Origin of the sequence: Rhodococcus sp. SJ-3 (assembly GCF_051918125.1) — a bacterium.
Lineage (GTDB): Bacteria > Actinomycetota > Actinomycetes > Mycobacteriales > Mycobacteriaceae > Rhodococcus.
The window spans coordinates 2,985,879-3,005,149 of record NZ_CM123306.1 but is presented as its reverse complement, the minus strand read 5'-3'; the positions used below and the strand labels follow the sequence as shown (position 1 = coordinate 3,005,149).

17 protein-coding genes are annotated in these 19,271 nt (G+C 66.8%); 9 read left to right on the top strand and 8 right to left on the bottom strand.

Annotation, left to right across the window (positions count from 1 at the left end):
• Positions 1-6 precede the first annotated feature (6 nt).
• The 7 genes from ACTDXD_RS13905 to ACTDXD_RS13875 all read right to left on the bottom strand — a co-directional run bounded on the left by ACTDXD_RS13905 (position 7) and on the right by ACTDXD_RS13875 (position 8,028).
• Positions 7-843: a mycofactocin-coupled SDR family oxidoreductase gene (locus tag ACTDXD_RS13905; protein ID WP_440122923.1), complete on the bottom strand. Its 837-nt coding sequence runs from the start codon at positions 841-843 to the stop codon at positions 7-9.
• Between the two features lie 94 nt (positions 844-937).
• Positions 938-2,110, bottom strand: coding sequence for a lipid-transfer protein (locus tag ACTDXD_RS13900; RefSeq protein WP_440122922.1), 1,173 nt, complete (start codon positions 2,108-2,110; stop codon positions 938-940).
• The gene (locus ACTDXD_RS13895; RefSeq protein WP_440122921.1) at positions 2,107-2,532 is read right to left on the bottom strand and encodes a MaoC family dehydratase; all 426 of its coding nucleotides are present in this window, start codon (positions 2,530-2,532) and stop codon (positions 2,107-2,109) included. Before ACTDXD_RS13895 ends, ACTDXD_RS13900 begins: the two co-directional genes overlap by 4 nt.
• Positions 2,529-3,572, bottom strand: coding sequence for a bifunctional MaoC family dehydratase N-terminal/OB-fold nucleic acid binding domain-containing protein (locus ACTDXD_RS13890; protein ID WP_440122920.1), 1,044 nt, complete (start codon positions 3,570-3,572; stop codon positions 2,529-2,531). Before ACTDXD_RS13890 ends, ACTDXD_RS13895 begins: the two co-directional genes overlap by 4 nt.
• Positions 3,569-4,720, bottom strand: a complete 1,152-nt coding sequence (locus ACTDXD_RS13885; RefSeq protein ID WP_440122919.1) for an acyl-CoA dehydrogenase family protein — start codon at positions 4,718-4,720, stop codon at positions 3,569-3,571. The genes ACTDXD_RS13890 and ACTDXD_RS13885 overlap by 4 nt, the downstream gene beginning before the upstream one ends.
• The gene (locus tag ACTDXD_RS13880; protein WP_440122918.1) at positions 4,705-5,751 is read right to left on the bottom strand and encodes an acyl-CoA dehydrogenase family protein; all 1,047 of its coding nucleotides are present in this window, start codon (positions 5,749-5,751) and stop codon (positions 4,705-4,707) included. Before ACTDXD_RS13880 ends, ACTDXD_RS13885 begins: the two co-directional genes overlap by 16 nt.
• A gap of 135 nt (positions 5,752-5,886) precedes the next feature.
• Positions 5,887-8,028, bottom strand: coding sequence for an acyl-CoA dehydrogenase (locus ACTDXD_RS13875; RefSeq protein WP_440122917.1), 2,142 nt, complete (start codon positions 8,026-8,028; stop codon positions 5,887-5,889).
• A gap of 91 nt (positions 8,029-8,119) precedes the next feature.
• Between ACTDXD_RS13875 and kstR the strand changes: the two genes are divergently transcribed.
• Together kstR and otsB are read left to right on the top strand one after the other, a co-directional pair.
• Positions 8,120-8,797: a cholesterol catabolism transcriptional regulator KstR gene (kstR, locus tag ACTDXD_RS13870; RefSeq protein ID WP_440122916.1), complete on the top strand. Its 678-nt coding sequence runs from the start codon at positions 8,120-8,122 to the stop codon at positions 8,795-8,797.
• Positions 8,798-8,903: 106 nt separating this feature from the next.
• Positions 8,904-11,462: a trehalose-phosphatase gene (otsB, locus tag ACTDXD_RS13865; protein ID WP_440122915.1), complete on the top strand. Its 2,559-nt coding sequence runs from the start codon at positions 8,904-8,906 to the stop codon at positions 11,460-11,462.
• A 6-nt stretch (positions 11,463-11,468) separates the two neighbouring features.
• Here the strand turns inward: otsB and ACTDXD_RS13860 are convergent, their stop codons facing one another.
• On the bottom strand, positions 11,469-12,578 hold the full coding sequence (locus ACTDXD_RS13860; protein ID WP_440122914.1) for a LacI family DNA-binding transcriptional regulator: 1,110 nt from the start codon (positions 12,576-12,578) through the stop codon (positions 11,469-11,471).
• 152 nt (positions 12,579-12,730) lie between these two features.
• On the opposite strand from ACTDXD_RS13860, the gene ACTDXD_RS13855 reads away from it, so the two are divergent.
• The 7 genes from ACTDXD_RS13855 (at position 12,731) to ACTDXD_RS13825 (ending at position 19,268) form a co-directional block, all read left to right on the top strand.
• The gene (locus ACTDXD_RS13855; protein WP_440122913.1) at positions 12,731-13,762 is read left to right on the top strand and encodes a metal ABC transporter solute-binding protein, Zn/Mn family; all 1,032 of its coding nucleotides are present in this window, start codon (positions 12,731-12,733) and stop codon (positions 13,760-13,762) included.
• A 45-nt stretch (positions 13,763-13,807) separates the two neighbouring features.
• Positions 13,808-14,689: a metal ABC transporter ATP-binding protein gene (locus ACTDXD_RS13850; RefSeq protein WP_440122912.1), complete on the top strand. Its 882-nt coding sequence runs from the start codon at positions 13,808-13,810 to the stop codon at positions 14,687-14,689.
• Entirely contained in the window at positions 14,686-15,573 is an 888-nt protein-coding gene (locus ACTDXD_RS13845) for a metal ABC transporter permease (protein WP_440122911.1), read from the top strand. The genes ACTDXD_RS13850 and ACTDXD_RS13845 overlap by 4 nt, the downstream gene beginning before the upstream one ends.
• A gap of 28 nt (positions 15,574-15,601) precedes the next feature.
• The gene (locus tag ACTDXD_RS13840; RefSeq protein ID WP_440122910.1) at positions 15,602-16,150 is read left to right on the top strand and encodes a TetR/AcrR family transcriptional regulator; all 549 of its coding nucleotides are present in this window, start codon (positions 15,602-15,604) and stop codon (positions 16,148-16,150) included.
• Positions 16,151-16,229: 79 nt separating this feature from the next.
• Complete coding sequence (locus ACTDXD_RS13835; RefSeq protein ID WP_440122909.1) at positions 16,230-17,843, top strand: GMC oxidoreductase; 1,614 nt, start codon at positions 16,230-16,232, stop codon at positions 17,841-17,843.
• A 47-nt stretch (positions 17,844-17,890) separates the two neighbouring features.
• Complete coding sequence (locus tag ACTDXD_RS13830; protein WP_440122908.1) at positions 17,891-18,649, top strand: LamB/YcsF family protein; 759 nt, start codon at positions 17,891-17,893, stop codon at positions 18,647-18,649.
• A 10-nt stretch (positions 18,650-18,659) separates the two neighbouring features.
• Entirely contained in the window at positions 18,660-19,268 is a 609-nt protein-coding gene (locus ACTDXD_RS13825) for a 5-oxoprolinase subunit B family protein (RefSeq protein WP_440122907.1), read from the top strand.
• Positions 19,269-19,271: the final 3 nt, after the last annotated feature.

Genomic DNA, 19,271 nt, shown 5'->3' with positions numbered 1-19,271 from the left:
GCAGACCTATCCGGTGACGCGCGCGGCGTTCCCCGCGTCGATCGGGAGCACGGTTCCGCTGATGTGTGCGGACGCCTCGTCACAGAAGAACAGGACCGCGCGGGTGATCTCAGCAGGCTCGAGCCACGGCACAGGCTGGGCATGTAGCGACGTGAAGACGGGAGCGACGTCGTCGGCCGTGGGGTTCTCCAGATCGGGCCGGAGCATGCCGTAGAGCGCGTCGTTGTGGATCATCGGAGTGGAGATATTGCCGGGTGCGATGGCATTGACGGTGATCCCGTTCTGCGCGAGATCCAGCGCGGCGCTCTTGGTCAGGCCGATGACACCCCACTTGGATGCACCGTAGGCCACCATGTTGGTGTTTCCGGCGCGCCCGAGCATCGACGAGATCGTCACGATCCGCCCGTATCCGCGCTCGATCATCCCCGGGGCAACGGACGCGATCGTGTTGAACACACCCGTGAGGTTCGACGAGATCGTCTCGTCCCACATGGCCTGCGGCATCGACTGGACCGGCGCCGCCGTCGACACCCCGGCGTTGGCGACCGCGATGTCGATGCGGCCGAACTCGTCGTGGGCGCGTGCGACGAGCCGGTCCATCGCGGCGCGATCCGCGGTGTCGAGCTTCTCCGAGACGACCTTCGCACCTGCGGCTTCGGCCAGACGCACCGTTTCCGCGAGGTCGTCCTCGGTGGCGAGAGGGTAGCGCACGACGGGCGAATCCTCGCAGCGGTCGCACAGGACGAGATTCGCTCCCGCCTCCGCGAATGCCAGTGCGTGCGAGCGCCCCTGGCCGCGAGCGGCTCCCGTGACGAACGCGACCTTGCCCTCGAAGTTGCTCATGCCGTTCCCTTCTCGATTCCTGGCTACTGACCCGGTCTACACCACAGTCCGGTGTCGCGCCCGGAATTCTCCCGCCGACCGGGAGTACGCCGGGTCAGGACCGGGACAGCATCAGACCCGACGTCGGGACACCGGTACCCGCGGTGACGAGTACATTTTCGACGGTCTCCACCTGGTTCACGGACGTCCCGCGAATCTGGCGGACGCCCTCGGCGATGCCGTTCATGCCGTGGATGTAGGCCTCACCGAGCTGGCCACCGTGGGTGTTGAGCGGCAGGTGCCCGCCGAGTTCGATTCCGCCGTCGGCGATGAAATCCTTCGCTTCGCCGGGTTTGCAGAAGCCGAGTTCCTCGAGCTGCATCAGCACATACGGGGTGAAGTGGTCGTAGAGCACCGCGGTCTGCACGTCCTGCGGAGTCAAACCCGACTGCTCCCACAGCTGATTGCCGACGATGCCCATCTCGGGCAGTCCCGTCAGGCCGTCCCGGTAGTAGCTGGTCATGATGTACTGATCCGGCCCGCTGCCCTGCGCAGCCGCCGTGATGATCGCCGGCGCGTGCTTCAGGTCTTCGGCACGCTCCGGAGTCGTGATCACAAGCGCCACACCACCATCGGATTCCTGGCAGCAGTCGAGCAGGTGCAGCGGCTCTGCGATCCACCGGGAACTCTGGTGATCCTCGATCGTGATCGGCTTACCGTGGAAGAACGCCTTGGGGTTCGTCGCCGCGTGTTTGCGGTCGGCGACCGCGACGGCACCGAAGTCTGCACTGGTGGCGCCCGTGACGTACATGTAGCGCTGCGCGGTCATCGCGACGAACGAGGCGGGGGTGCTCAGGCCGTGCGGGTAGGAGAAAGCGTTGTCGGTACCCGATGAATTCACCTGGGTTGCAAGGGCACCGTTCACCTGCCCGTAGCGGGCACCGGAGCGTTCGTTGAAAGCACGGTAGGCGACGACGACGTCGGCGACACCGGTCGCGACGGCCATCGCGGCCTGCTGCACAGTCGCGGCCGCAGCCCCGCCGCCGTAGTGGATGCGGGAGAAGAACTTCAGGCTCGGGATACCGACCGACCGCGCGACTGCCACCTCGGTGTTGGTGTCCATCGTGAAGGAGACGAGTCCGTCGACGTCGGCCGGCGTGAGTCCGGCGTCGTCGAGGGCATCGGTCACCGCTTCAGCGGCGAGGCGCAGTTCGCTGCGCCCGGAGTCCTTGGAGAAATCGGTCGCGCCGATTCCGGCGATCGCAGCCTTACGCGACAGCCCGCTCATGCGGCTCCTCCTTCGGATGCGCCCTCACCTGCGAGGAACGTGGCTTTCGCGACGATGTGGTTGCCGAGTGAGTTGCTGCCCACGATATCGACGGTGATGACTCCGTCGTCGGCGATGCCGGCGACGGTACCGTTCAGCGTGAGCGTGTCGTACGCGTACCACGGGACACCGAGGCGCAGCGAGATGGACTTCACGACGGCACGCGGTCCGGCCCAGTCGGTCAGGTACCGCTGGACCAGTCCGGTGTCGGTGAGGATGTTGACGAAGATGTCCTTCGAGCCGCGCTGCTGAGCCAGGTCACGGTCGTGGTGGACGTCCTGGAAATCCCTGGTGGCCAATGCCGTCGAGATGACGAAGGTCGGGTCGCCGTGGATGGACAGAGGTGGGAGCTTCTCCCCCACCGTCGTCGCGGGTGTGCTCACGCGTCCTCCTCACGGGGTTGCCATGCGTAGAGAGTCCAGGGGCTTCCGCCGGTCTCGTCGTCGCCGGGGAAGTCGAGATAGGTGACCTGGACGGGCATTCCGATCTTCACGTCGGATGGGTCGACGTCGCGCAGCTCGCCGAGCATGCGGATTCCTCCCCCGTCGCTTCGCTCGCCCCTGTCCCCCTCCTCGAGTTCGACCAGCGCCACCACGAACGGGAGTTGCCTTCCGGGGGCCTTCGGCGCGTGGTGCACCACGAAGCTGAACACGGTGCCGCGACCGCTCGAGACCAGGTAGTCGGTCGTCTCGTTCTTGTCGAGCCACAGCGCGGGCACCGGCGGATGCTGCAGTGACCCGTCGGGCCGGCGCTGGATCCGCAGCTCGTGCTCGGCGACACCGTCCCAGAAGAACTTCGTATCGTGCGACGCGGACGGGCGGAGCATGCGGGTCGGGTCGAGATCCTCCGGTACCTGCTGCGCTGCAACCGTCTTCGATGCTCCACCATCTGAGGCGGGGGGCGCGAACTTCAGAATGCGGAAGATCATCTCGGCGACCGCTTCGTCGCCGACCTTCCAGATGTTGCGGGTGGTGAAGAACCACCCCTCACCGAGTCCGGTCTTCTTGGGTCCGACGACGTCCTCGAGCGTGGACTCGATCGTCACCTCTTCACCCGGGCGAAGGTAGCGGTGGTAGATCTGGTCGCAATTGGTCGCGACCACCGATGTGTAACCGGCCTCGTCGAGGATGGCGGTCATCCGGCCGAGTGGATCATCCTTCTCCCGTTCGGCGCCGAGGCCGCGCATCGTCCACACCTGCGCCATCGCGGGAGGTGCGACGAGACCTCCGTGACCGGCCGCAATGGCCGCGGCTTCGTCGGTGTAGATGGGGTTGTCGTCCCCCAGCGCCTCCACCCAGTTTCGGACCATCGGCATGTTCACCGGGTCGCGCCCCCAGCGGGGGGCGGAGGCCCCATCGGCACGAACCGCGTCGGCTGAGGCGAGGATCTCTTCGGCTGTGCTCATCGTGTTCGCCTCCGTCATCGCGGCACCCGGGGCATCCCGAGACCGGCTGTTGCGATCAGTTCCCGCATCACCTCGTTGACGCCGCCGCCGAAGGTGATGACGACGTTCCGCTTGGCCTGCATGTCGAGCCAGCTGAGCAGCGCACCGGTATCCGGGTCGGCGGGATCCCCGTAGCGTCCGACGATCTCTTCGGCGAGCATGCCGACCCGCTGGATGCGCTCGGTGGCGAAAACCTTGGTGGCCGACGCGTCGGCGATGTCCACGGCGTCTCCGTCGCTCGACGCCACCTGCCAATTGAGCAGTTCGTTGAGCCGGTACGTCGCGTGGATCTCACCGAGTGCGCGGCGCACCTCGGGTTCGTCGGTGAGCTTGTGTTTGCGCACCCACTCGACGAGGTGCTCGTAGATGCCCGCAACCTTGCCTGCCGGTCCGAGCATGACGCGCTCGTGGTTGAGCTGCGTCGTGATCAGGCGCCAGCCCTTGTTCTCTTCGCCGACGAGCATGCTCGCGGGCACTCGCACGTCGCTGTAGTACGTGGCGTTGACGTGGTGGGCGCCATCGGCGGTGATGATCGGGGTCCAGCTGAAGCCGGGATCGCTGGTGTCGACGATGAACACCGAGATGCCCCGGTGGCGGGAATCCGCGGAACCGGTGCGAGCGGCGAGCCAGATGTAGTCGGCGTCGTGACCGCCGGTGGTGAAGATCTTCTGGCCGTTGATCACATACTCGTCGCCGTCGCGGACGGCAGTGGTGCGCAGCGCCGCGAGGTCGGTTCCCGCTTCGGGCTCGGAGTAGCCGATGGCGAAATGGACTTCACCGGCGAGGATTGCGGGCAGGAACTTCTGTTTCTGCTCGTCGGTGCCGTACACCTGCAGGGTCGGGCCTACGGTCTGCAGAGTGACGCTGGGCAGGGGCACGTCGGCCCGGACGGCTTCGTTGGCGAAGATCTGCTGCTCGACATCACCGAAACCGTGGCCGCCGAATTCCTTGGGCCAGCCGACGCCCAGCCAGCGGTCCTTGCCCATGCGCCGGATCACATCTCGGTAGGTGGGTCCGTGCCGCTCGGTGCGCATGATCTCGGCCTCCTCGGGCGAGATCAGGTTGGAGAAGTAGCCGCGCAGTTCGGTCTGCAGTGCGCGCTGGTCTTCGGTCAGTTCGATGAACACCGGGCCCCCACGAGGTCGAGTCGGTACGAAGCGCCGCCGAGCAGGCGCGCAATATCCTTGGCCAGAGACGAATACCTGTGCATCGGATAGGTTTCGTCGACGCCGATGCCGCCGTGCAGGTGATGCAGCACGCGCATCGCCGGGAGCAGTTCCGCGGCGATCCAGTAGGCAGTGACGTCGAGATCATCTGCAGCGTCGAGATTCTCGGAGATCCGCCAGATCGTCGACAGTGCCGCAACGTGCAGGGTACGGGCGGTGACGTAGACGTCGGCAATCTGCTGTGCGACGGCCTGGAAGGCCGCGAGCGGCTTGCCGAATTGGTGGCGTTCGCTCACGTGCTTCGCGGTGAGTTCGGTGGCTCCGGTGAGTAGTCCATCGGAATGCGCGGCGATCCCCGTTGTCGCGAGGCTGTACAGGGTCTGGACGTCGGACGCTGCGTCGCCGCCGCCGAGCCGCGTACCGACTGCGGACTCGAGCCGGACGGAGAATTCGGGGGTGTGCGCCGAGGTGGGGCTCTCGAGCAGGGTCACTCCGTCGGCGTCCGGCGCTACTGCGACGACTCCGGCGTTGGTGGGAACGAGGATGCTCTGCGCGCGATCCGCGTAGGGCACCGCGACGAACGAACCGGTGACTGCGATACCACCGTCGACCTCGACGACTGTGGCGGAGGGCGTCTGCGGGAAGGGCCGGCCCGGTTCGGCGAGTGCTGCGGTGAGGACTCCTCCGGAGGCAACCTCGCCCAGCAGCGCGTCCTGCTGCTCTTCGGTCGCGAGTGCGAGTACCGGGAGCACACCGAACCCGATGGTGGGTAGCGCCGGGACCAGTGCCGCAGCGCGGCCGACCTCGGTGAGGACGGTGAGGGCCTCGGCGACTCCGAGTCCGGAACCCCCGAGTCGTTCGGGTAGTGCCAGCGAAAGGAGATCCGCGCCCGCGAGCGCAGACCACAATTCGTCGGAGTCGAGCCCCCGACCGAGCAGGTCGGCGGCAACTCCGGCCACTTCCTCCTGCGTCTCGTCACGTGCGAAATCCACCGTAACCGCCTTCTAGTTAGAACGTGTTCTAGTTGTAGCACCATTCCGGTGTCGGCGAAACCGCCATCTGCCCGTATCGTGCACGCCTCGGGGAGTCACCGTCGAGCTCGTCCCGACCTTCGGGACTCCGTTCCGTCAGCTCCTGGGTAGCCCCAGGAGGCGTTCAGCGGCGACGGTGAGCAGAATCTGCTCCGTGCCGCCCGCGATGCTCAGGCAGCGCAGATTGAGGAACTCGCGGGTCAGGGGGCCCTCCACCCACCCGGCCTCCCCCGCAAGATCCATCGCGAGCTCCGCGGTGTCCTGCCGCTGACGCACTCCGATCAGCTTCCGCACGCTCGACGCAGGCCCCGGGTCCTGTCCCTCGAGTTGCGCGAGCGTAGTGCGCAGGTCCAGCAGCGAACCGACCAGCGCCTCACCGATCTGGACGCCGATGCGGTCGTCGGCCACCGCGTCGCCCGGTGCAGCCAGGCTGAGGAGCTCTTCGATCGCGGGACCGAGCGACGATTTTCCGCCCATCGCGACCCGCTCGTTCGCCAATGTGGTCCGGGCAAGTTTCCAGCCGCCGCCGAGTGAACCGACGACACAGTCGTCGGGCACGAACACCGAGTCGAGGAACACCTCGTTGAACAACGCGTCGCCGGTGATCTCCCGAAGCGGTGCGACGGCGATGCCCGCAGATCTCATATCGACGAGGAAGTATGTGATGCCCTTGTGCTTCGGAACGTCCCGGTCGGTGCGAGCCAGGCAGATGGCCCAGTCCGCCTGGTGCGCGAGCGAAGTCCATACCTTCTGCCCCTGCAGTTTCCAACCGCCGTCGACCTTCTCCGCTGTGGTACGCAGTGCCGCGAGGTCCGATCCGGCACCGGGCTCGGAGAACAGCTGGCACCACACGATGTCGCCGCGGAGGGTGGGCATCGCGAAACGTTCGATCTGCTCGGCGGTTCCGTGTTCCAGAATGGTCGGCACCGCCCACCAGCCGATCACGAGGTCCGGACGCGAGATACCCGCGGCAGCGAGCTCTTCCTGAATCAGCAGCTGCTCGGCCGGCCCGGCCCCGCGCCCGTACGGAGCCGGCCAATGCGGTGCGAGACAACCTGATTCGGCAAGTGCTACCCGGTGCTCGGATTCAGGACGCGAAGCGATCGCCGCAATCTCGCCGCGGATGCGTTCACGATCGGCGGCATGCCCCGACAGATCGATGCCGAGATGACGGCGCGCACCTCCGCGGGTCAGATCGGTCAGGCGTGCGCGCCACGTGGTCGAACCCCCGAGCAGCTGCCGCGTGGCGACCGCACGCCGCAGGTAGAAGTGCGCGTCGTGCTCCCACGTGAAACCGATTCCGCCGAGTACCTGGATCGCATCCTTGGCGGTCTCCACGGCGGCGTCCAGTGACACCGCGGCAGCGACAGCAGCCGCAACAGGCAGCTCTGCCGCATCTGAATCCGCGGCGACAGCCGCATCCCAGGCGAGGGTTCGGATCTTCTCTGTGCGGCAAAGCATTTCCGCGCACAAGTGCTTGATGGCCTGGAACGAGCCGATGGGCTTGCCGAACTGCTCGCGGATCTTGGCGTATTCGACGGCGGTGGTCAGTGCCCAGCCTGCGACACCGGCGAGTTCGGCTACCGAGAGCGCAACGATGAGATCGCGGACGAATCCCGGTGGGGTTTGCACCATTCGCTCGGCGGGAACAACCGTCCCGCCGAGTCGTACCCGTGCGAGGGGTCGAGACTTGTCGATCGTCTCGAGCGCGTCCAGATGCAGGCCCGGCGCATCGGAGTCCACCAACGCCCAGCGCTCGGCCCCATCGGCATCGGTGTCGAGGCGGACGAGAACTGCGACACCGGACTCCGCCGCAATCACGGCACCGGCTCCGCCGGTGAGCACAGCCCCGTCGGCAGTGAGTTCCGCGGCGACCGGGTCGAGTGCGAGGGCCGTGGGCAGTGCGCCTTCGGCCAGCAGGGCGGCCGTCTTCCCTACTGCGTCCCCACCGCGACCGAACACGAGCGCTGCGACCGCGGTGGTCACGACGGGTCCTGGGGCAAGTTCGTGCGCGGCCTGTTCGAGCATGACGGCCAGGTCGACCACAGTGGCACCGAGCCCGCCGGCCTCTTCCGGAACAGCAACACCGAACAGGCCGAGTTCGGCGAGCGATGCCCAGCCCTCGCGCCAGGCGTCACCGGGGTCGCGACGTATCCTCGACACCGGCTCCACGCCTCGTGACCAGGCCCGAACAGAGGCCTGAACGGCCCGCTGCTCCTCTGTCATGGCAATACTCACAGCGGGACTCCGACCTTTCGAAATGACATCATTACCTAGAACGTGTTCTAATATGACACCGGTCCAGAGTCAAGGTGTGAGGAAACGATCTATGGTCACCCCGTCCCGCTCGCGTTCCAACGGCAACGGAACCCTGGCCGCCCTCACCGAGGACGATCTCAGTTCCAACGCCCAGAAGGAACGGCGCAAGCGGATACTCGATGCCACCCTGACGCTCGCGTCCAAGGGTGGATACGAGGCCGTGCAGATGCGCGCCGTGGCGGAACGCGCAGATGTCGCGGTGGGCACGCTGTACCGGTACTTCCCGTCGAAGGTGCACCTGCTGGTCTCGGCACTCGGACGTGAGTTCGCCCGCATCGAGGGCAGGGGGAAGATCCCGCCCGGACACAGTCCACTCGAACGCATGCACCTGATCCTCAGCCTGATCACCAAGGCCATGCAACGCGACCCGCTGCTCACCGAGGCAATGACACGGGCGTTCATGTTCGCCGACGCGTCGGCAGCCGCCGAGGTCGACCAGGTGGGCAAGCTCATGGACCGACTCTTCGCCAAGGCGATGAACGAAGGCGAACCCACCGAGGAAGAACTCGCGATAGCGCGCGTCATCAGCGATGTGTGGCTGTCCAACCTCGTGGCGTGGCTGACTCGCCGGTCTTCGGCCACCGACGTTGCACGCCGCCTGGAACTGACCGTCGACCTGCTGCTCGGCGATTCCCCCCGCGAGGTCTACTCCACGCCGGGTGGCGCCGAGTCGCGCAGCGATTCCTGAGCAGAACGACTCTTTCATCCAGCACTTCGCGGGTGTAACGCGAAACACCCCCGCGATTGCCTCCACACGGGTGGGTGCACCGGCTTTTTCGCCTACCTTGGGACAGGTGAGCGCACTAGACCTCCCCATCGAGCTGCGCCGGGCGCTGGCCGCCGTCGCACGCGCGCCCCGGTTGCTGGTTGCGAGCGACTACGACGGCACCTTGTCTCCCATCGTGTCGGATCCCGACAACGCTCATCCGCACGCCGAAGCAGTCCGCGCCATGCGGGGCCTCGCGGTTCTGCCTGCGACGTCCGCGGCGGTGATCTCGGGGCGCGCGCTCAAGGATCTGGCAGCGCTTTCACGTCTGCCGGTGGAGGTCAAGCTCGTCGGAAGTCACGGCTCCGAGTTCGATGTCGGATTCGTGCACGCGATCGACGACGAATCCAAGAGCCGGCTCCGTTACATCGTCACGGGACTCGAGGCCATCGCGAGCCGATTCCCCGGTACCAGGGTGGAGGCGAAACCCGCCAGCGCCGCCCTCCACGTACGCAACGCCGAGTGCGGGGACGCCGAACACGCCCTGACTGCGGTACGCGGCGACCTCGCGTTGCTGCCCGGCATCCAGGTCACCGAAGGCAAGGCCGTCATCGAGCTGTCCGTCGTCCCGACCGACAAGGGCAGCGCACTCGACATCATCCGGCACCAGGAAGCCTCCAGCGCCGCCGTGTTCTTCGGCGACGACGTCACCGACGAGAAGGCATTCGCTTCCTTGCGCGGACCCGACGTCGGCATCAAGGTGGGCGAAGGCGCGACGGTCGCCGAGTACCGGGTGGACCGCTCCGAGGACGTGATCGCGGCGCTGGCATTCCTTCTCGAAGAACGCCGCACGTGGCTCTCGGGTGCGCATGCCAGCCCGATCGAGCGACTCACCATGCTCGCAAGCCCGCGTTCGAAGGCGCTGGTCACCCCCGATGGCACCATCACCTGGCTGTGTCATCCCGAGCCCGATTCGGCCGCGATCTTCGCGCATCTCCTCGGCGGCGACGCTGCTGGTCATTTCACTATCGGACCGACGCGCGAAGCACTTCCGCTGAGTCAGCGGTACATCGACTCGACGATGACGGTCGTGACCCGCTGGGCGAGCCTCGCGGTGATCGACTACCTGCCGCACGACGTCGAGGCCGGCCGCACCGACCTGACACGGGTCATCTCCGGCCGGGCAACGGCGGTCGTGACATTTGCACCGCGTCCCGAATTCGGCCAGGGCCAGGTGGTCCTCGAAGCCGTCGACGAAGGCCTACGGGTGCACGGCTTCAACGAACCGTTCGTCCTGCGGTCGCCGGGAGTCCGCTGGGACATCACCAGCGAGGGCGTCCACCAGACCGCCCACGCTGTCGTCGATCCTGCCGACGGCGACATAGTCTTGGAATTACGTTGCGGTACAGATGATCTCGAGAAGCACCCGACATCGGAGGTGGAACGGCGGGCACACGCGGAAGCGTACTGGTGGCAGTGGGCCGCCGAACTCGACCTCCCCACACTCAAGCCGGATCTCGCCAAGCGGTCGGCACTGACGTTGCGCGGCCTCGTTCACGAGCCGACCGGGTCGATTCTCGCTGCGGTGACCACCTCACTGCCCGAGGAGATCGGCGGGGTACGCAACTGGGACTATCGGTACTGCTGGCTGCGAGATGCGGCACTGACGTCGCATGCGCTCGTCGACGTGGGCTCCCTCGTCGAGGCGGAGAACTACCTCGACTGGGTGCACGACGTCCTCGAGACCCTACCCGGGCCCGAGCGCCTGCACCCGCTCTACACGCTTGCGGGTGGCCCGTTGCCACCGGAGGCCGTTCTCGATTCCCTTCCCGGATACGCCGGTTCACGACCGGTGCGCGTCGGTAACGCGGCCAACCAGCAGGTTCAGCTCGATGTGTTCGGTCCCATCGTGAACCTGATCGCCGCAATCGCTCACCGGCGTGATGCACTCGGCGCCGACCGGATCTCTGCGCTCACCGATCGCGACTGGGAGCTGGTCTGCTCGATGGTCACAGCGGTCGAGCGCCGCTGGTTCGAACCTGATCACGGCATCTGGGAGATCCGCGACAACCCTCGACACCACGTCTATTCGAAGGTGATGGGCTGGCTCACCGTCGACCGGGCCCTCACTCTCGCCGATACGTTCTCCCGCCCCGCCGGTGAAGGGTGGGAATCCCTGCGCGACGAAATCGCGGAGGAGGTCCTCGAGAAGGGCTGGAACGACGACGTCCGCTCCTACACCGCCGCATACGACGGCTCCGACCTCGATGCGGCAACTCTGTTCATCGGGCTGACCGGACTGATCGATCCCACGGACGAGCGGTTCCGCGAGACGGTCCGCGCCACCGAAGCGGAACTGCGAAGCGGTTCGACGGTGTACCGGTATCGCCATGAGGACGGGCTACCGGGCATCGAAGGCGGCTTCCACCTGTGCGCGGCGTGGCTCGTCGAGGCGTATCTGCTCATCGGGCAGCGCAACGACGCGGAGGCACTGTTCGCACAACTCGTCGCCGCGGCAGGCCCGACCGGACTGCTCAGCGAGGAGTACGACCCGGTCGCCGAGCGGTCGCTGGGCAATCACCCGCAGGCCTACAGCCACATCGGCCTCTTGCGCTGCGCGCAGCTGCTCGCCGCCAACCCCGCCTGAGCCGGCCTACTCGGCGTACCAGCCGGTGCTCTCGACCGGCCCAGAGGTCTTGCCGAAGACGAGCTGGGTGTCGAGGGTCTCGATCTCGGGGATGCCCGAGTGCGCGGGCGAGGCCAGCAGGAGCTCACCCGCGCGACGTCCCTTGTCCTTCTGAGGCTGGCTCACCGTGGTCAGACCTTCGCGCAGTGCCTCGTCGACGCCGTCGAACCCGGTGATCGACAGGTGTCCGGGGACGTCGAGCCCCGCCTGGTCGGCCCATGCGAGCGCACCGAGCGCCAGCACGTCGGTGGTGCACATCAGCGCAGTGATCCGCGGATTGACGCTCATGATCTGCGCCGCAGCAGACTGCCCGTCGCCGGAGGTGTGGGTGAAACGCTCGACGACGGTGAGCGCGGAATCGTCGAGCCCGGCGTCGCGCATGGCGTCGCGCACGCCGAGTATCCGCTCATGTTGGACGTGGAAGCCCGTGTCTTCGAGCGCAGCGAGGTCCACGACACCGTCGTGTCGTTCGCGACCGAGCCGCATGCAGACGATCCCGAACTCGCAGTGACCGAGCTCGATCAGGTGGGCGGCGAGGTCACGCATGGGCGAGCGGTCGTCGATGCCCACGACGGGCGCCGCCCCGATACCGCGAGGCTGGTCGCATGCAACGATCGGCAGGTGTCGTTCGAGCACAGCGGCCAGATACGGATCCTCGGGCGGCACGGAATAGACGACGAACCCGTCGACGGACGAGCGATGCACGACCTGCGCGGCCTCGGTGTCGGTGAGGCCCGGCCCCGCCGGAATGAGCAGCAGGCCCTGCCCGGCAGCCTCACAGGCTTCGGAGAGGCCGGAGAGAAAACTCATCGCTGCCGGGTCGCGGAACGAATAGCTCAGCGCTTCGGTGAGTAGTACTCCGACCGCGCCTGCCTTGCGGGTACGCAGGGATCGGGCCATCGGGTCGGGGCCGGCGTAGCCCCGGCGTTTGGCGACCTCGAAGACTCGTTCGCGCAGTTCAGTGGACAGTTGGTCGGGCCGGTTGTACGCGTTCGAGACCGTGGTGCGAGAGATTTTCAGCTCGGCGGCGATCGACGCCAGGGTTGCCTGTCGGCGCGGCTGACGGGACCTGGACATGATCGGACCGTAGTCCTGTGTCGATGCTCACGACCAGGCGGGTTGGGCGGAATGCGCGGAATCGTCCGCTAAAGTGGAACGGTAACGGTTTCCAATAGCGTTAGGGTGGCCTCATCGCCTTCCCCCGCGCCCCGATTCAGGAGAGAACAACAGTGCGTATGTCCTCCCGCGCCGCGCTTGCTGCGGCCACCCTGTCGTGCGCCACCGTCCTCGCAGCGTGTGGCTCCGGCACGACCGGCGACTCGGGCTCGGACGACGAACTGAGCGTGGTCGCGTCGACGAACGTGTGGGGCTCGATCGCCCAGGCCGTCGCGGGCGACCGGATCGAGGTCGAGTCGCTGATCTCCGAACCGAGCGCAGATCCACACTCCTACGAGGCCAGTCCACTCGATGCCGCTGCCATCAGCGACGCGTCGCTGGTGGTCTACAACGGCGGCGGATACGACCACTTCGTCGATGACATCCTCGAGTCCGTCGGTGGCGACGTCCCCACCGTCGAGGCGTTCGCACTGTTCGAGTCGGGTGAATACAGCGACCTGCACGCAGGCCACGACCACGGCACGGACCACGACGCCCCCGCCTCGGATGCTCCGGCGACGGACGAGGCCGCCCCCGGTCATGACGGCCACGATCATGACGGCCACGATCACAGCGGCATCAACGAACACGTCTGGTACGACCTCGCGACCGCGGACGCGGTCGCGCACGCCGTCGCCGAGCAGCTCGCAGGCCTCGACCCCGACGGCGCGCAGGTGTACCGCGACAACGCCGCGGCGTTCCACGAGAGCCTGCACGGCATCTCGGACGTCACGGCTCGGATCGCGGAGACCCACGCCGACGCGCCCATCGTCCAGACCGAGACCATCGGCCAATACCTCGTGCTGGCGGCCGGTCTCGACGACGTGACTCCCACCGATTTCACCAACGCGATCGAGAACGGCACCGACCCGTCGCCCGCGAGCATCGCCGAGACTCGGCAACTGCTGCTCGACAAGAAGGTCGGAGTCCTGCTCTACAACCCGCAGACCGAGGACAAGGTGAGCAGGGAGATGCGCTCGGCTGCCGAGTCTTCGGGCATTCCCGTCGTCGAGGTTTTCGAGACCCTGCCCGAGGGCGTCGATTACATTCAGTGGCAGACCACGACCGCCGAGTCGCTCGCCACCGGACTCGATTCTGCGTCGTAAATCCTCACCACAGTCCCTGACCACAGCTCGAGAACGCGAACTCCGGTGACATCTTCCCCCTCCGACCATCCCCGCGCGGTCGAACCTCACGCGGTCGAGCTGAGCGGCGCCCGCCTGGCATTCGGCGAACGCATCCTCTGGGACCACCTCGACCTCGCGGTGCACCCCGGAGAGTTCGTCGCGGTCCTCGGGCCGAACGGCGCCGGAAAGACCTCCCTCCTCAAAGTCCTGCTCGGTCAGCTCGCGCTCAGCGCTGGAACGGCCACCATCGCGGGCACACCGGTTCATACCGGCAGCCCTCATGTCGGATACGTACCGCAACAGAAGACCCTCGACGTAGGTGTCCCGTTGCGTGGCCGCGACCTTGTCGGACTCGGCGTGGACGGACACCTGTGGGGCACCGGTATTCGACATTTCAAGCGCCGCAAAGCCGCCGTGAACGCCGCGATCACCCAGGTCGGTGCGCAGTCGTACGCGAACGCGTTGGTCGGCGACCTGTCCGGAGGTGAACAGCAACGGCTCCGGGTGGCGCAGGCACTCGTCGGTGATCCGCAAGTGCTGCTGTGCGACGAACCGCTACTCAGCCTCGACCTCGCCAATCAGCATCTCGTGTCGGCGCTCATCGACCAGCGGCGCAAGGACCACGACACCGCCGTGCTGTTCGTCACCCACGAGATCAATCCGATCCTTCCCCTCGTCGACCGGGTGCTCTATCTCGTCGACGGCCAGTTCCGCATCGGTACACCCTCGGAGGTCATGACCTCCGAGGTGCTCTCCGAGCTGTACCGCACCGAGGTCGAGGTGCTCGAGATGCGGGGGCGGCTCGTCGTCGTCGGGACCGGTGACGCCATCGATGCGCTCGGCAGCGCGGGCGGGCTCCGCCCCGGCGAAGGCGTCCACCATCACCACCCGGAGGACCAGTCATGAGCAGCAAGTTCACGGACGCTATGGCACGGCTGTTCGATTTTCAGGCCACTGCCGAGCTGCTGCAGTACGACTTCGTGCAGCAGGCGCTGATCTCCGGCGCCATCCTCGGCCTTCTCGCCGGTGTCATCGGCCCCCTGATCATCAGTCGCCAGATGGCGTTCTCGGTGCACGGCACCTCCGAGTTGTCGCTCACCGGCGCTGCCGCTGCGCTCCTGGTCGGAGTGTCCGTCGGGCTCGGAGCGGTCGTCGGCGCCGTGGTCGCCGCGATCCTGTTCGGGCTGCTCGGAACGCGTGCCCGCGAACGGGACTCGGTGATCGGCGTCGTCATGGCGTTCGGCCTCGGCCTCGCGGTATTGCTGCTGTGGGCGTACGACGGACGAACCGGCGCCGCGTTCTCACTGTTGACCGGCCAGATCGTGGCGCCGGGCGGAACCGGCATCTCGCTGCTCGCAGGCTGCGCGGTCCTCGTGATCGGCGCACTGCTCCTGATGTACCGTCCGCTACTGTTCGCGAGCACCGACCCAGAGGTTGCCGCCGCACGCGGCGTCCCGGTGCGAGCACTGTCGATGGTCTTTGCGGTGCTCGTCGGCATCACCGCGGCGCTCGGTGTGCAGATCGTCGGCGCACTGCTCGTGATGGCCCTGCTCATCACGCCTGCCGCAGCAGCAGCGCGGGTCACGCGCGGACCACTCGCCGCGACGATCCTGTCGGTGATCTTCGCTGAGGTCGCGGCCGTCGGCGGCATCCTGCTCGCGCTCGCACCCGGAGTCCCGGTGTCGAGTTTCATCACGACGATCGCCTTCGTCATCTACCTCGTGTGCCGGGCTATCGGGTCGGTGCAGCGCCGCCGGGGCGCGGGGCGGGTTCTCACACCGGCGGCCTGACGTCCACTCGGTGCGGGACAATCAGCGAATGCGCTCCCGTACGAAGGTCCTCGACGCGACGCTCGCGCTCATCACCCACGAGGGGTTCGATGCCGTCACCATCGCGGGGGTCGCGAAGGCCGCAGGTGTTTCCCGGCAGACCGTGTACTCGATATTCGGCAGCCGGGAAGATCTGGTGTCGCAGGCGGTCGCCAGCGCTGCCCTTGGGGGCCTCGACGACATCCGCACGCGCTTGGCCGGGACCACGACGCCGTGCGAGTACGTGGTCGAACTTCTGGTCGCGGGGCGGATGGCGGTGCGTAGCAACCCGGTGCTCTCCGCGTTGCACCGCTCGGGTCGCGAGCATCCGTTCTTCGACAGAGGCATGGTGAGCCGCGCGAAACCGGTCGTCCACCAACTGCTTACGCCCATGACCGACAGGCACCCCGAGGTGATTCCGTTCTTCGACGACATCGCCGATCTCACGCTCTTTCTCGGTTTGTCGGTAGTTCTGTTCGACGATCCGCAGATGCATTCGGACGACGAATTGCGGCGATTTCTCACCAGATGGCTGGGTCCTGCGATGCCTAAACCTTGACACTCGACACCCTTCTGTCTAGTTTTGCACGCGGCCCGGAGAAGACCGGGCCGGAGCAGACTCTTGGGGGGTCGAGATCTTGTCGAGCATCACCAGACGCACTTTTCTCGCAGGAGCAGCCACCGTCGGCGCCGCGTTGGCGGGGCCGGCCGTCGCCCATGCATCCAGCGGTATTGCCGCTTCGTCGGGCATCGCTGCCCGAACGAACAAGGTTCCGCTGACACGCGAAGAACATCGCGTCGTCGTCATCGGCTCCGGGTTCGGCGGCGGGGTGAGCGCACTCCGTCTGGCCGAAGCCGGGGTGCCCGTCACCATCCTCGAGCGGGGAAAACGCTGGCCCACCGGACCCGACGCGACGACCTTCCCGCGAGTCGACGCACCCGACGGGCGCATGCTGTGGTTCCGGTCCGCACCCGAACTCTTCGGCAGGCCCGTCATGGTCGAGCCGCACACCGGCCTGGTCGAGGCGGTCGTCGGACAGAACATGACCGCCCTGTGTGCCGCAGGCGTCGGCGGAGGCTCGCTGGTCTACCAGGGAATGTCATTGCAGCCCAGCGAGGAAGTGTTCAACACCCACTTCCCGAACGAGCTCGACTGGGCCACGATGAATCGCGTCCACTACCCACGTGTGTCGCGGATGCTGGGACTCGCGACCGCCCCCGACGAACTCGTCTCCCACCCCAACTACGCCGCCGCGCGGATATTCGCCGAGCGCGTGAAACAGGCGGGGCTTCCACTCGAGAAGATTCCCATGCCGATCGACTGGGACTACGCGCTCGCCGAACTGCGCGGCGAGATGGCTCCGTCGTACACGGACGGCTCCGGCGCTCTCGGTGTCAACAACGGCGGCAAGCATTCCGTCGACGTCACCTACATCGCCGCTGCCGAGGCGACCGGTCTGGTGACCGTCCAGGCCCAGCATGAAGTCAAGGACATCGAACGAGCGTCCGACGGCCGGTGGACCGTGTACGTCGACCGGATCGACACTTCCGGGCAGCTCCTCGAGAACAAGATCCTCACCACCGACACGCTCATCCTGGCCGCCGGTAGCCTCAACACGACCCGGCTGCTGGTCCGGGCGGCGCAGAAGGGGCAGATCCCGGATCTCCCCGACGATCTCGGACGCAACTGGGGGAGCAACGCCGACCGTATCTACCTCTGGTCCGACATGCGTGAGGACTTCGGTGCACTGCAGGGCGGTCCGGTCGTCTACGGCAGCAAGAATTGGGACGACCCCAACGCCGCCTTCACGGTGATCCAGGCGTCGATTCCGGCGATGGGACTCGACGCCCACAGCACCGTGCTCGTGGGCTACGGCATCAGCGACAGCCGCGGTTCGTTCGTCTACGATTCCGCGAACGACGACGCGATTCTGCACTGGCCGAAGGACGGCGACGTCGCGATCCAGAACGGTCACATCGATCCCACGGTGCGCAGGATCGTCGGCAACACAGGTATCGCCACCGACACCAACGCCATCGTGCCGTCCACGTGGCACCCGCTCGGCGGTGCGAGCATGGGCGGCGTCTGCGACCTCGACGGACGAGTGCACGGCCAGCGCGGCCTGTACGTGCTCGATGGTGCACTGCTTCCCGGCCAGTCGGGTGCGTGCAACCCGTCGATGACCATCGCCGCTGTCGCCGAACGCGCGCTCGACAATATCGTCGCGAAGGACGTGGGGGCAGTAATCTGACATGCGCCTTCGAGGCGACCATCCGACGCACGCCTAGAATCGGACACGTGACACGCATCGACCTGAACAGCGACCTCGGCGAGAGCTACGGGCAGTGGCGACTCGGCGACGACAAGGCCATGCTCTCGCTTGTCACGAGCGCCAACATCGCGTGCGGGTTCCACGCGGGTGATCCGTCGAATCTGCTCGAAACCTGCAGGGGCGCAGTGGATCACACCGTACGCATCGGAGCCCAGGTGGGGTACCACGATCTGGCGGGGTTCGGTCGACGGTTCATCGATGTCGAGCCGGCAGAGCTCACCGCCGAGGTCATCTACCAGATCGGCGCCCTCGACGGCCTCGCCCGGGCTGCGGGCTCAACGGTCGGATACGTCAAACCGCACGGCGCTTTGTACAACGCGATCGTTCACCACCGCGAGCAGGCCCGCGCGGTCGTGGCGGCGATCCGCTCGTACAACGCCTCACTACCTGTTCTCGGGCTTCCCGGATCGGCGTTCCTCGAGGAGGCCGAACGCGCGGGTTTGATCGTGGTGACCGAGGCGTTCGCCGACCGCGCGTACACCCCCGGCGGGGCCCTCGTGTCGCGGCGCGAACCGGGTGCCGTGCTGCACGATCCGGATCTGGTGGCCCAGCGCGTGTTGCGCATGGTCACCGAAGGCGTGGTCACAGCAATCGACGGCACCGATGTTCGTGTGGACCCTCAGTCCGTGTGCATCCACGGCGACTCCCCCGACGCCACCGCCATGGCCGTAGCCGTCCGGGCCCTGCTGGATGCCGAGAACATCGACGTCCGCGCTTTCGTCTAGGCGGCGGCACGTGAGGATCCTGCGCAACGGCGACTCCGCAGTACTCGCGGAGTTCGATTCACTCGACGACGTACTCGCGCATTTCCGTGCACTCGACGCGAATCGGATACACGGTGTCGTCGATCTGGTGCCCGCTGCCCGCACACTGCTCGTCCGTTTCGACACGCGAACGACCCACGCCGACACGGTGCGCCGCTGGCTCGTCGAGACGCAGCCGATGCGCACCGACACCGCCCCGGGGACCGAAGTGGTGATCGGCGTGCGGTACGACGGTCCCGATCTCGAAGAGGTCGGTGAACGAACCGGACTGGGGGTCAGCGGTGTGATCGCCGCGCACACCGGACGCGCCTGGACGGTGGCGTTCGGCGGCTTCGCTCCCGGCTTCGCCTATCTCACGGGCGGCGACAGCCGATTGCAGGTACCGCGTCGAGACTCCCCGCGGACCTCGGTGCCCGCGGGCGCCGTGGGGTTGGCAGGCGAGTTCTCCGGGATCTATCCGCGAAGCTCTCCGGGAGGCTGGCAGCTGATCGGCACCACCGAACAAGTTCTGTGGCAACCGGATCGGACTCCCCCTGCATTGTTGCACCCCGGTGCCGCAGTACGATTCGAGTCCTACTGAACA